7 protein-coding genes are annotated in these 14329 nt (G+C 61.5%); 6 read left to right on the forward strand and 1 reads right to left on the reverse strand.

Going from position 1 to position 14329, the window contains the following annotated elements; genetic code table 11:
* Window positions 1-1226: glucose-6-phosphate dehydrogenase (gene zwf / locus P8014_RS06800; protein WP_337816558.1), on the reverse strand; the 1226-nt coding region annotated here is incomplete at its 3' end.
* 293 nt (window positions 1227-1519) lie between these two features.
* On the opposite strand from zwf, the gene glgA reads away from it, so the two are divergent.
* The 6 genes from glgA to prsT all read left to right on the forward strand — a co-directional run bounded on the left by glgA (window position 1520) and on the right by prsT (window position 14102).
* On the forward strand, window positions 1520-2962 hold the full coding sequence (gene glgA / locus P8014_RS06805; RefSeq protein WP_337816559.1) for a glycogen synthase GlgA: 1443 nt from the start codon (window positions 1520-1522) through the stop codon (window positions 2960-2962).
* Between the two features lie 147 nt (window positions 2963-3109).
* Window positions 3110-5920, forward strand: coding sequence for a phosphoenolpyruvate carboxylase (gene ppc, locus P8014_RS06810; RefSeq protein WP_337816560.1), 2811 nt, complete (start codon window positions 3110-3112; stop codon window positions 5918-5920).
* Window positions 5921-6244: 324 nt separating this feature from the next.
* Window positions 6245-7651, forward strand: a complete 1407-nt coding sequence (locus P8014_RS06815) for a TIGR03013 family XrtA/PEP-CTERM system glycosyltransferase (protein ID WP_337816561.1) — start codon at window positions 6245-6247, stop codon at window positions 7649-7651.
* Between the two features lie 66 nt (window positions 7652-7717).
* On the forward strand, window positions 7718-9796 hold the full coding sequence (prsK, locus tag P8014_RS06820; RefSeq protein ID WP_337816562.1) for an XrtA/PEP-CTERM system histidine kinase PrsK: 2079 nt from the start codon (window positions 7718-7720) through the stop codon (window positions 9794-9796).
* A 136-nt stretch (window positions 9797-9932) separates the two neighbouring features.
* Complete coding sequence (gene prsR, locus P8014_RS06825) at window positions 9933-11285, forward strand: PEP-CTERM-box response regulator transcription factor (RefSeq protein ID WP_337816563.1); 1353 nt, start codon at window positions 9933-9935, stop codon at window positions 11283-11285.
* 27 nt (window positions 11286-11312) lie between these two features.
* Complete coding sequence (gene prsT / locus P8014_RS06830; protein WP_337816564.1) at window positions 11313-14102, forward strand: XrtA/PEP-CTERM system TPR-repeat protein PrsT; 2790 nt, start codon at window positions 11313-11315, stop codon at window positions 14100-14102.
* The last annotated feature ends 227 nt before the right edge of the window (window positions 14103-14329 follow it).

The raw sequence follows: 14329 nt of genomic DNA on the forward strand, positions 1-14329 counted from the left end.
CTGGCGTCGAGCTGCAGCGTACGCGTGCGCATCTCCAGTCCAGCTTCCTTGACCTGCATCTCCACCCGCATGCACTCGTCGGGCTGTATGCCCAGCAGAATCCAGTTCGGCCGCAGCGCTTCGACCGCCGTCTCGCGGAACAGCTGCTGCGGCGGATGCTTGAAGCGGATGCTGATCATGGACGTGTTAGCCGCCATGCGCTTTCCGGTGCGCAGATAAAAGGGTACGTTGCGCCAGCGCCAGTTGTCGATGTACAGCTTGAGCGCCGCGAAAGTCTCGGTGACGCTGCCCGCGGGTACACCCTCCTCCTCCACGTAGGAAGCCACCGCCTCACCGTCCACCTTGCCGCGCGCATACTGGGCGCGAAACGCGTGCGCATGCACCGCGGACTGCGGGATCGGGCGAATCGAACGCAGTACTTTCACCTTCTCGTCGCGCAGGGCTTCGGCGTCCATGCAGGCCGGCGGCTCCATGGCCACCAGGGTGAGCATCTGCAGGAGATGGCTCTGGATCATGTCGCGCAGTGCGCCGGAGCCGTCGTAGTACTCCGCCCGTCCTGCGGTGCCCTGGCGTTCGGCATGAATGATCTGCACATGATCGATGTAGTTGCGGTTCCACAACGGCTCAAGCAGCAGGTTGGCGAAACGGAACACCAGGATGTTCTGAATGGTGCCCTTGCCGAGGTAGTGGTCGATACGGAATATCTGCTCCTCGGAAAAATACTTGTGCAGCCGCTGGTCGAGCATCTGCGCGCTTTCCAGGTCGTAGCCGAACGGTTTCTCCACCACCAGGCGACGCCAGCCTTCCTCCTCGCGATTGAGCCCCGCTTCCGTCAGATGCTGGCTCACCGCGCCGAAGTCTGAGGGCGGGATGGCCAGGTAGAACACCAAATTCGCCGACGGTAGCTGGGCATCGTTGTCGATGCGCATCGACAACGCGTCGTAGCAGGCGCGCTCGCGCATGTTGCCTTCCACGAAATGCAGCCGCTTGGCGAAGCTGGCAAAGGCCTTTTCGTCGAAACTGCCCTCGCGTGCGTTCACGCGCAACAGCGCCTCGACCTCTCCGCGCCACAGCTCATCGTCCCAGTCGCGCCTCCCCACGCCAACCACGGCCATTTCGTCCGGCAGGCTCCCGGAGCGTTCAAGCTGGTACAGGGCGGGCAGTAGTTTGTGGGCGGCTAGATTGCCGGTAGCGCCGAAAATGACGAAAGTACAGGGATCGAGCATGGAAACCTCGAATAGGGCGAATTGGTCTGCGGGAAGACGGCTGAGCTATAGTCTCAGGCTGACCACGCCAAGCTCAATCGACTGGCTGGCTGAAACTCGAAGCGTGCCGCACCACTCCTGGCGATCGCTCAGGGCTCCGCGACAGCGAGAAAACGCATGGGACGGAAAGCTGCAACGCTGTCGATTCAAGGCAGCTTGATCGACGAATCGCCACGGATGACCGACAGTACTCCTGTGGAGTATAGACTTTCGCGCAACCAATGAACGCGCGCAACCCCGAGGAAACAAGAAAAATGCGCATCCTCTTTGCCAGTAGCGAAGCGCACCCGTTGATCAAGACCGGTGGCCTCGCCGACGTCAGCGGCAGCCTACCCGTGGCGCTCGCCGCGCTCGGCCACGACGTACGTCTCGTCCTGCCGGCCTATGCCGCGGTCACTCGGGGTCGGCACTGGCGCAAGGTCGGCGAACTCGACATCCCGGGGCAGCGTCAACCCGTGGGACTACTGCAGGGCAAACTACCCGGCACGCCGTTGCCCGTATGGCTGGTCGATGCACCGCTCTACTTCGACCGCACCGGCGACCCGTACCGCGCACCTGACGGACATGACTGGCAGGACAATCACCTGCGCTTCGGCCTGTTCTCGCGCGCCATTGCCGCCCTCGCCCAGGGCGACGGCCCGAACGACTGGCGCCCCGAGATCCTGCATTGCAACGATTGGCAGACCGGCCTCGCCCCGGCCCTGCTTGCCGAGCAGCCCGACCGCCCCGCCACCGTATTCACCATCCACAACCTGGCCTATCAGGGCCTGTTCCCCCTCACGGCGCTCGCCGAGCTTAACTTGGCAGGCAAGCTGTGGAATCCCGAAGGGCTCGAGTTCTATGGCCAGTTATCCTTCATCAAAGGGGGACTCGCCTACGCCGACCGCATTAACACGGTCAGCCCGAGCTACGCCCGCGAGATCCGCACGCCGCAGTTCGGCTACGGCCTGGAAGGCCTGCTCAACCACCGCTCCCACATCCTGAGCGGCATTCTCAACGGCATCGACACCGACGTCTGGAATCCGCGCACCGATGCGCACATCAGCCAGCCCTACGATCCGCTGGACCGCCCAGCCAAGGGTCACAACCGCGCGGCGCTGCGCGCCGAATTCGGTCTCGACGACACCCACCCCGGACCACTGTTCGGACACATCGGCCGCCTAGTCGAACAAAAGGGTGCAGATCTCATCGTCGCCGCACTCGAACCGTTGCTGACCGACGGACGCGTGCAAGCAGTGGTGCTCGGTAGCGGCGAAAAACGCTTCGAACAGACCCTGGAGCGCCTTGCAGCGCGCTTCCCGCAGCGCTTGGGCGTACGCATCGGTTATGACGAGGGGCTTGCCCACCAGATCGAGGCTGGCGCCGACGCCTTCCTCATGCCGTCGCGCTTCGAACCCTGCGGCCTCAACCAGATGTACAGCCTGCGCTACGGCACCCTGCCGGTGGTACGCCGAACCGGCGGCCTAGCCGATACAGTGGTCGATGCCACCTCCGAAACACTCGCCGCAGGCACGGCCAACGGCTTCGCTTTCGACGCCGCGAGCGCAATGGAACTGGGCGTGGCGCTGGAGCGCGTTGTAGACACCTGGACCCATCCGCAGATCTGGAATGCACTCATGGCCGCGGGCATCGCGCAGGATTTCAGCTGGGAGCGCAGTGCGAAGCAATATATTGCGATGTACGAATCCCTGCTCTGAGCCCCTGCCCAGGCGCAGAATCATCGAAATATCAGCAAGCTGCTATACTCGGCCGTCCGGCTGCCCCCATCCTGGCCACACTACGGCACTCCAGACCAGCGCCGCCGCGCAGCGCGCGGCCTGGACAACTACGGCGAGTCACAGCGTATGGCACACTCACAAGTTCCCCACCTACGTTCCTACGACAAGCTGCTGCGTTCACGGGTGAAATTGCTCGGCTCGCTGCTGGGCGAGGTCCTGCGCACGCACGCAGGACGCCGCGTCTACTCCGCCGTGGAAACATTGCGCAAGGGCTACATCAGCCTGCGCAAGAGCGAGGATCCCGCCAAACGCGCGCGCCTGCTGCGCTACATCGCGCGACTGGACGCGGACACGCTGGAGCAGGTCATTCGCGCCTTCAGCACCTACTTCAGCCTCGTGAACATCGCCGAGGAGGACCATGCGCACCGCTGGCGCCGGCAGCAGGTATCCAAGGGGCAGCGCTTCTGGAAGGGCTCCTTCGCGCAGACGGTGCACGAACTGCATGCCGAGGGTATCGACGCACAGCAGATGCAGGCCCTACTCGACCGCCTGAGCTACAACCCGGTGATCACCGCCCATCCGACCGAGGCACGCCGCCGCACGATCATGGAGATCCTGCGTCGCATCTTCCTAGTCAACGACAAGCTCAACATCCGCCGCTGGGGTCCGCTGGAGCGCGACTTTCTGCTCGAACGCCTGCGCATGGAAATTCTCGCGCTATGGCATACCGACGAGGTCCGCATACGCAAGCCCGAGGTCAGCGACGAGATCCGCACCGGTCTGTACTATTTCCGCGAGAGTCTGTTCGAAGCGGTGCCACAGACCTATCGCTTCGCCGAACGGGCGGTCAACCGCTTCTACGGCACCGGCACCGTCGAGGTACCCAGCTTCATCCGCTTCGGCAGCTGGATAGGCGGAGACCGTGACGGCAACCCCTTCGTCAAACCCGAGACCACAACACTGGCCCTGCGACTGCAGATGCGCGAAGCGCTGGAGGAATACCATCACCGCCTGGTGGACCTCAGCAAGCGCCTGACACATTCCAACCGCCTCTGCCAACCCTCGTCCGAGTTTCTGGCCAGCCTGGAGCGGGACACCCACCTCGATGAAGGCGCTTATGACGAGCACCTGCAGCGTTTCGAACACGAACCGTACCGGCGCAAGCTCTACGCGATGCGCTACCGCCTGCAGCTGACGCTTGAAACTGTCAGGCATCGCCTGGAAGGGAAACACTCCGCCCCCGCTCCCGGCGCCTATCGCGGCGCGCAGGAGCTGCTCGACGACCTCAAGCTGATCCGCGACTCGCTGATCTCTCACGGCGACGCCCTCATCGCCGGCGCCGAACTGCAGGATCTGATACGCCTGGTGGAAACCTTTGGCTTTCACCTGCTCAGCCTCGACGTGCGCCAGGAATCCACCGTGCACACCCGCGCCGTCGACGCGGTACTCGAACAACTCGCGCCAGGCAGCCGCTATGCCGCTCTGGATGAAGACGGACGCATCGGACTGCTGGCCCAGTACATCGATACGCCCGTGCTAAGTCCCATCGATATGCGCGAACTCGACGACGAGGCGAGCGAAACGCTGGAAACCTTCGCCACCATCGGCAGGCTGCGTGACGAGACCGGCGGCGACCCGTTCGGCAGCTACGTCATTTCCATGACCCACCAGGCGAGTCACGTGCTCGAGGTGCTGTTCCTCGCCCGGCTCAACGGCCTCTGCGGACAGGACGAGCACGGCCGCTTCTGCCACATCCGCATCTCGCCGCTGTTCGAAACCGTGGAAGATCTCAAGCACGTACGCGGCGTGCTCGGCCGGCTGCTCGACACCCCGGCCTATGCCGAAATGCTGCGTGCTTCCGGCAACGTGCAGGAAATAATGTTGGGCTACTCGGACTCCTGTAAAGACGGCGGCATCCTCGCCTCGGCATGGGGCCTGTATACCGCCCAGCGGGAAATTCTCGCCATCACCCAGGCGCACGGCCTGCAGTGCCGTCTGTTCCACGGCCGAGGCGGCACCGTCGGCCGCGGCGGAGGTCCGACCCACGCAGCGATCGCTGCGCAGCCTCCGGGCACCGTGGAGGGACAGATCAAATTCACCGAACAGGGCGAAGTGCTCTACTACCGCTACGGCCAGCCCGAAACGGCGGTCTACGAACTGACCATGGGCAGCACCGGCCTGCTCAAGGCCAGCCGCGGGCTCATCGGTCCGGTCCGACAGGATCGCTCCGCCTACCTCGAAACCGCCACGCAACTGGCTGAACTGGGCGAACAGGCCTATCGGGCGCTGACCGACGACACGCCGGGACTGATCGACTATTTCTACGAGGTCACGCCGGTCAGCGAGATCGGCCAACTCAACATCGGCTCGCGCCCCTCGCACCGCAAGAGTGGCGACCGCAGCAAGTCATCGATTCGCGCCATTCCCTGGGTATTCGGCTGGGGGCAGGCCCGCTATACCATCCCCGGCTGGTACGGCATCGGCACCGCGCTGGAGCGCTGGCGGCAGGCCCGCCCGGACGGCTTGGAGCAGTTGCGCGCGATGTATGCCGAATGGCCGTTCCTGCAGGTACTGCTGGGCAACACCCAGATGTCTCTATACAAGGCCGACATGCAGATCGCGGGCGAGTACACCGCCCTGGCGACCGACAAGCAGCAAGCCGGAGGGATACACGAGACCATTCGCGAGGAATACGAGCGCGCGGTTCGCGAGATTCTGTCGATCACCGCTGCCGACACGGTACTGGCCGAAAACACCACGCTAGCGCTGTCGCTGACCCGCCGCGACCCTTATCTTGACCCGCTCAACCACATCCAGATCACCCTGCTACGGCGACATCGGGGGACGGACTTGAGCGACAACGAGCGCGAGCGTTGGCTGGCCCCGTTGCTGCGCACCATCAACGCCATTGCCACCGGTCAACGCAATACAGGATAGAATAGCCCCATTCGCACTGGACAAATTCGTGTCATGTGCAATCTACTGATGCCATACCCGCGTAGAGATCGAGGACGATTCCAGCAGCGGCGTCTCGCCATCCGGCTCGGCGGCTTTGAACAATCACGACGGAACGTGAATGGACACCTGCTTACACCAACTGTCGGCTCGGGGACAATCCGCCGTAATGCAAGGCATAGGGTGCTGCGGCCGCCGCGAGAAGCACCGAAGGCGCCTTGCCACGGAATCGGAAATGTTCGCCCCGCCGCAATGAAAAGCTGCTAAAACCATATAGCTCGCTCTAATCCAGAAACAGGTTCGTCCATGCCAAGAAACAGAGCCTTCGGCCATCACCTATCCAAGGGCATTATCTTTCTGGCGCTCATCCAGGCCGGCATAGCGTTCGGGGCGGTCTATCTGGCGACCTGGCTGCGCCTGCATGGAACCCCACACCTTGAAATTTACCTGGAATACCTCTTACCGCGGGCCGTGGTATTCACCTTGGGCATCAGCCTGTGCCTAGTGGCCGTCGGGTTATACCGCCATCAACTGCGCGGCACCATAGATCAGATCATCATGCAGGTGCTGGTTGGCGTCGGGCTCGCCGCCATGGCACTGTCGATCATGTACTACCTGCTGCCCGAGCTTTACATCGGACGCGGCATCATGGCTCTGGCCGGCCTGCTCGCCTTCGTCGGCATCGCCGGCACGCATGTACTGTTCATATCCGTACTGGACCAGGAAACCTTCAAACGACGCATCCTCTTCTACGGCGCCGGTGAAAACGCTCTGAGCCTGCTCGAGCGCATGCAACGCAAGGCGGACCGCAGGCTGTTCCGCATCGTCGGCTGCGTCCCGGTCCCCGGCGAAACGCTCCACGTCACCAACGAAACGATCCTCGGCCTGTCCGACAACGACCTGGTCCGCCTCGCCCATGAACACAGGGTCGACGAAATCATCGTGGTGCCGGACGAGAGGCGCCAGTCGCTGCCGATCGAGGCATTGCTCAAGCTCAGGCTAGAAGGAGTGCGCGTTTCCGAAGCAGTATCGTTCTACGAGCGTTATATGGGCAAGCTCAAGACCGACCTGATGAACCCCGCCTGGATCATATTCTCGGAAGGTTTCGAACAGGGCTGGCCCCGCCAGGTAACCAAACGCCTGTTCGACCTCCTGCTCGCCCTGCTCGTCCTGCTCGTCAGCTGGCCCTTCATGCTCATGGCCGTGCTTGCCATCTGGCTGGAGGAAGGCATTCGGGCGCCTGTGCTGTATCGCCAAACGCGGATTGGACTCAACAGCGAACCGTTCCAGATTCTGAAATTCCGCAGCATGCGGGTGGATGCCGAAGCGGACGGCAAGGCACGCTGGGCCTCGACCAAGGACGATCGCGTCACCCGCGTCGGTGCCTTCCTTCGCAAATACCGCGTCGACGAACTCCCTCAGCTATTCAACGTCTTCCTCGGCCACATGAGCCTCATCGGGCCGCGTCCGGAACGGCCCGAGTTCATTCAGGAACTGCGCCGGCATATCAGCTATTACGACCTGCGCCACCGCGTGCGCCCCGGCGTCACCGGTTGGGCGCAGCTGTCCTATCCTTACGGCTCCACCAATCGCGATGCTCTGGAGAAGCTGCAATTCGATCTTTACTACGTAAAGAATGCGAATCTGGTGCTCGACCTCTACATTCTCCTGGGCACGGTGGAAGTCATTTTGCTCGGCAAGGGTGGCCGCTGAGAGGCCCCCACTGCCGAGCCCGGGAAACACGGCACCTCGACACGCCGCCGTTCTTGAAGCACATCTATGCAACAATCGGCCTGGATTGTCACAGCGAGTTATGGCGCGGGAGCCATAGCCTTTGCCGCCCTTTCACTGCTGCTACTGACCAACTGGCGCGGCAGATTGCTTGGCGCGACCTTCGCCGCAGCCACTCTGATCAACACCGCGTGGCTGACTCTGCTGGCGTTGACGCCGTTTCTCCACAAACTTCCGTGGCAGTTCATCTTATCGGGCGAAGCCGTGCGCGACGGCGCCTGGCTCTTCTTTCTATCCCGCCTCCTGCGCTCTTCGCGTCGCGGCGAATGGCTACAGATAGTAGCCCTCCTGGCCCCTGCCACCTGGATCATCTGGGCGTTTTCACCGACGGTGTTCCCGCCCGCCGCCCTGCACGTGAACATGCAGGCCAGCCTGACGGGCGGCGGACTCAGCCTGTCCATCATCGGCCTGGTTCTGCTGGAACAATTCTGCCGTAACATTGCTCCCCAACGCCGTTGGGCACTCAAGTTTCTGTGCATCGGCGTAGGCGTCCAGCTCGGATACGACCTGCTGCTCTACTCCCTGGGCTTGCTCTACCATCACATCGACCCTGCATTCTGGTCTGCCAGAGGTGCCGTCATTGCGCTGACAGCCCCATTGATGGCCGTCGCCGCTGCCCGCAATCCAACGTGGTCCGGCGGCATATTCGTCTCCCGCCGCATCGTCTTTCACACCGCGGCACTGCTGGCGGCCGGCGCCTATCTGCTGGTCATGTCCGCCGGCGGTTACTACATCCGTTACATGGGAGGCAATTGGGGAAGTTTCTGGCAGATTCTGTTCGTATTCGCGGCAGCCATCGTGCTGCTGATTCTATTCACCTCTGGACAGGTGCGCGCCAGAATAAAAGTATTTTTGATCAAACACTTCCACACATACAAGTATGACTACCGGGAAGAATGGAACCGGCTCATACATCGCCTGTACCACACCGAGGAATCCGTCCAGTCGCCGTACGAGCGCGTCATCCATGCCATTGCGGAAATCGTCGACAGCCCGGGCGGAGCATTGTGGGTCAAAAGGGATTCCATCGGCCGCTACGCCCCTGTCGCCCGCTGGAACCTGAACGTACCCGACAGCGCGACAGAACCGCTGGACGGTGCGTTGGTTACCTTTATGCACGCACGGCACTGGATCATCGACGCCGGCAGCTATCATGTAGACACCGCGCAGCATGGCGATCTCGATCTGCCGAGTTGGCTATCGGCCCTTCCCAATTGGTGGCTGGTCGTACCATTGATTCAGGAAGACGCTCTGATCGCCTTCGTCGTATTGCCCCGTTCGCGCGCGCCGCGCAACCTCAGCTGGGAAGACCGCGACCTGCTCAAAGCCGTAGGTCAGCAACTCGCTGCCTATCTAGCCCAGCATGAAGCCGGGCAATCGCTGTCGCAGGCAAGACAGTTCCAGGCCTTCAACCAGCTCAGCACCTTCCTGATGCATGACCTGAAGAACCTCATCGCACAGCAGTCACTGATGGTCAAGAACGCCGCCAAACACAAACACAATCCCACCTTCGTCGACGACATGATCGCCACCATCGACGACTCCGTACAGCGCATGACGCGTCTTCTCGCGCAATTGCAGAGCGGACGCCAAGAAGGCAACCGCCTCCTCGTCGCGGTCGAGGATATCGCAGGCCAGGCGGTCGCGCAGGCAGCCGACCGCACGCCACGGCCTCATCTGGAAATCGCCGTACGGGATACTCCCAGCCGGGTCAGCGCCGACACCCACGCATTCTCGATGATCCTGCAGCATGTCATCCGCAACGCTCAGGACGCCACTGCAGCCGACGGCGAGGTTTGCGTTAAGATCACTCCAGAGGACGAACGCATTCTGATAGACGTTGTCGATAGCGGTAGCGGCATGAGCCCGGAATTCGTGCGCGAGCGTCTATTCACGCCCTTCGACTCGACCAAGTCCTCGCGCGGCATGGGCATAGGTGCCTACCAGGCCCAAGCATTTGCCAGGCAACATGGCGGCGATGTCGAAGTGGAAAGTATTCCGGGAAAGGGAACGCGCTTCCGCATCTGGCTCCCGCGAGCGAAGGAACCAGTCCATACAGCCGAGTAATACGGTGACGTCGACGCCTCGTCACCCGGCTTTAGCTACTGGGAACGGCTTGGCCGTTGCCACGGTCTGCTGAGTACCATAAAACCAACCACCGATCGCCGGGCACAGCGCCCGTAACGAGGGGAGAACAACGCGAATGAGTACGGAGCGGCAGGGCCTGCTTGTAGTGGAGGACGATCCGGGTCTGACGCGCCAGTTGCGTTGGTCGCTGGAAAAATACGAACCGGTGTTCGCGGAGACGCGCGAACAGGCGCTCAACATGGTCCGCCAGCACAGCCCGGCGGTAGTGTTGCAGGATCTCGGACTGCCGCCCGACGCCAACGGCATAGAGGAAGGCATGACCTGCTTGCAGAACATTCTGGCTCTAGCACCCGACACCAAGATCATCGTCGCCACGGGCAATGGCGACCAGACCAGCGCGGTACGGGCTATCGGCCTGGGGGCCTGGGACTTCTACCAGAAGCCGCTCGACGTCGACGTACTGGACATCATCATCGACCGGGCCCTGCAGATCTGGACGCTTGAACAGGAACACAAGGCATTGCAGCGCTCCATGAGTTCGCCACTCAGCGGACTAATCGCCAGCAGTCAGAACATGCTCAAAATCGTCCGCTTGGTCGAAAAGGTGGCTCCGACCAATGCCACCACGCTCATTCTCGGAGAAACCGGCACCGGTAAAGAAGTCATCGCGCGGGCGCTGCACGAACTCAGCGGACGCAGCAAGGGGCGTTTCGTTGCCATCAATTGCGCCTCGATCCCGGAGACCCTGTTGGAAAGCGAATTGTTCGGTTTCGAGAAAGGCGCGTTCACCGGCGCCATAAAGCAAACTCCGGGCAAAATCGAAACAGCCGACAAGGGCACGCTGTTTCTCGACGAGATCGGTGACATGCCGCTGGAACTGCAGGCCAAGCTCCTGCGCTTTCTCCAGGAACGCGTGGTCGAACGCCTCGGCGGGCGCACCGAAATCCCCGTGGACGTACGGATTCTATGTGCCACGCACCGGGATCTGCGCGAACAGATAAGCACCGGCGCATTTAGAGAGGATCTCTACTACCGCATCAGCGAAATCGTCATCGACATGCCGCCGGTTCGCGAACGCAACGGCGATGCCGTACCTATCGCCCAGGCGCTTCTGCGCCGGGCGAACCAGCAACATGGCCGTGCGATCCGAGGCTTCACACCGGACGCGATGATCGCCATTCAAGCATATCCATGGCCAGGCAACGTCCGCGAAATCGAAAACCGCATCAACCGGGCGGTCATCATGGCTGAAGGGCGCATGATCGATTGCGAGGACCTGGGCCTGGCGGAGGACCTTCACGATGCACCGCCCACGCTTCGTGAGGCCCGTGAAAACGCCGAGCGCGACGCGCTTGAGCGCGCCCTCAACGTAGCGGCCGGCAATCTCACCCGGGCAGCGGAACTTCTGGGCGTTTCCAGACCAACCCTTTATGATCTGCTGAAACGCCATAGAATCAGCACAGACTGACGAGCGCTCCGACAAAAGGAACCCCAAATGCGTATCGCAATATCCCGTTTTCTACCCTTGGCGCTCGTGCTCTCGGCAAGCCTCATGTTGGCTGGATGCGGTTCCGGCCCCAGCGAGCAGGCTCAGTTGCAGAAGGCACGCGAATACGTTTCGGCCGGGAAAAACCGCGCCGCACTCGTCGAACTGCGCAACCTAGTCAAAAAACACCCTGAAAACCGCCAGGGCCGACTTGCCCTCGGGACGCTGCTACTGAACGTCGGCGACCCTGCTGCCGCCACCGTGCAACTGCAGCGCGCTCAAAAGCTCGGCGCACACCCCGAGAACGTCGAGCTACCGCTCGCACGTGCATTGCTCCAGACGGGAAAATTCAAGGAAGCTCTGGCCGAACTTCATCCGGAACAGGTCACTTCGACAAAACTTCAGGCGGCCATGCTCACGGCCAAAGGTGAGGCTCAAATCGGCCTCAAACAACTGCAGGAGGCCGACAAGTCATTCGCCGCAGCCTTGGAGAAAGACCCCCGCTTCGCACGAGCCGTGGCCGGGCAAGCCACCCTGGCGCTCATCGACAAACACCCGAAAGCGGCCATCGTCACCGCCGACAAGGCCCTCGCGCTGGACGCAAAAAACGGCCAGGCGTTAGCCATCAAGGGGATAGCCCTGCTTGAAGAAAAACTGTACACGAAGTCGGCCGAAAACCTTCAGCAGGCCTTGTCCGTGGGCACGCCGCAACTGGCGCCAGGCCAACTCTTCATGCTCCGTGCACGCCTGGTAGAGGCGCAGATCGCCACCGGTCAGCGTACCCAGGCACACAAAAACCTCGCACTGATGTTGAAACAGTCTCCCAAGGAACCCTACGCAAACTATCTCAGTGGCCTTCTGGCGTTCCAGGAAAAAGACTACCCCACCGCCGTGCAGCACCTGCAGACCGCGCTGAACGCCAATCCCTACGACGCGAGATCCCTGACCCTGATCGGTGTTGCAGAGGCTGCTCAAAACCACGACGTACTGGCCACGAACTACCTCAGCAGCGCGCTCGCTCAAGCATCCGACAACCCTATGGCACGCCGCCTGCTCGCCTCGATCCAGATGCGTTCCGGACATGGCCAGACGGCGCTGGATACGTTGTTCGCCCAAAAAGGCGGCGTCTCCACCAATGAAATACTGTCGCTGTTCAGTTCACCGACACAAGCGATCCAGACACTGACCACCCTCCAAAGCAAAGTTCAGAATGAACAGTACCGCGCCGCAATCGATCTCGCGCTGGCGCAGGCGTTTCTGATAAAGGGCGACTCGAAAAAAGCCTTGTCGACGCTAAGCACGCTCAAGGGCAACAGCAATACCGCCATGGATACGCAGCGCCTTACCGCCGCGGCGTTCATCCGCAACGGCGAGCCTGGCAAGGCCATCAAAATAGCCGAATCCATCGCCGCGGAGCACGGCCGCGACGTGAATGTCCTGCATCTAGCCTCGGCGATCATGCTCGCCGCTGGCTCGAACAAGGGCGCTGAAACCATACTGCGCAAAGCCGAAAAAATTGCGCCGGACAACCCCGCCACCAGCAATGCCCTCGGCGCACTCATGCTGCGGGAAAACCGATTGGCCGAAGCGCATGGAGCGTTCGAAAACACCCTGAGGCACGCCCCCGGCAATCTACCCGCGCAGTTGGCACTCGCGCGTATCGCCGCCCAGCGCGGCCAGACCGACAAAGTTACTCAGTGGCTCGACAAGGCCAGCAGCAGCCACCCACAGACGCTCGCACCACTGGTCATTCTGACTGAGTTCCAGCTACGGCAACAGAAAACCAAGCAGGCAGTCGAGACAGCGCAGCGCGCCGTGAAGCTGGCGCCCAAGGCAGCGGCAATCCTGAGTCTGCTAGGACGTGCGCAACTAGCCGACAAGCAGAACAAAGCAGGACTCGAAACCATCAAGGCCGCCGCAGCCGCTGCACCGAACGATCCGCGCTATGCACTGACTGTCGCCAGCGCACAATTAGCCCTCCAAAAACCCAAGGAGGCTCAGACAACGCTGACGAACATAGTCGCCAAGCATCCCAAGTTTGTCCCGGCGGTCAGGGCCCTGGCAATGCTGGAACTAGACAACAAGGACCCCGAAGCCGCCTTCAAGACAGCCGACAAACTGGCGACACGGACGACCGAAAAAGCAGCTGCGGAAGAAATCAAAGGTGACCTTTATACCCAGCAGAAACACTATGGCGAGGCTCGTACCGCCTATATGCAAGCCTTAAAACTTTCGCCATCGAGGACATTGGCGATCAAGGCCTTCGCCACAGGCCTGCGCAGTGGTTCCGACAAAGCGCTTGAGCCCCTGCTGGCCTGGTTGCAGCAACATCCGCGCGACGTCACCGCCCGCTCTACCCTCGCAAGCTACTACCAGAACGTCGGCAAATTGCAGGATGCGGAGACACAATACCGCCTTGCGCTGAAAGATAGCCCGGATAATCCCATCGTCCTCAACAACCTCGCGTTCATCGTCGGTGAAAAGAGTGTCGATCAGGCCCTACCGCTCGCCGAAAAAGCCTACCACCTGGCGCCCAAAAGCCCCCAGATCATGGACACCTACGGTTGGCTGCTCATCCGCCAGCACCATCCTGAGAAAGCGCTTCCACTGCTGCAACAGGCCGCTGCGGCACAAAAAGACAGCCCACAGATCCAATACCATTACGCCAAGGCTCTGGCTGATACGGGGCAGAAGGCGAAAGCTGCCACATTGCTGACAGACATTCTCGGGAAAAACAAAGAATTCGAGGATAAGGCCGCGGCCGTGGCGCTGCTCAAACATCTGCAGAACGGGACTTGATCTGTCCCCGGCCATGGATATCATTAATTTCGACCGCATCGATGGCCGGGAGAGCCCAAACCAACAGCCACGTGTACCTGCCGCTGGCCCGTACCGCCATCAGTGCCTTAACAGGCTGTTGAAATTCTACTCATGCGGCGCGATAGCGCGTCAGAATCGGGCTCTTGTGCTCATTTACACCCCGTAAACTGCGCTTTTTCGCCCGACGCTTCCTTCTCTCGCACTCG

Source organism: Acidihalobacter sp. (assembly GCF_037381185.1).
In the GTDB taxonomy this organism is placed as follows: domain Bacteria; phylum Pseudomonadota; class Gammaproteobacteria; order DSM-5130; family Acidihalobacteraceae; genus Acidihalobacter_A.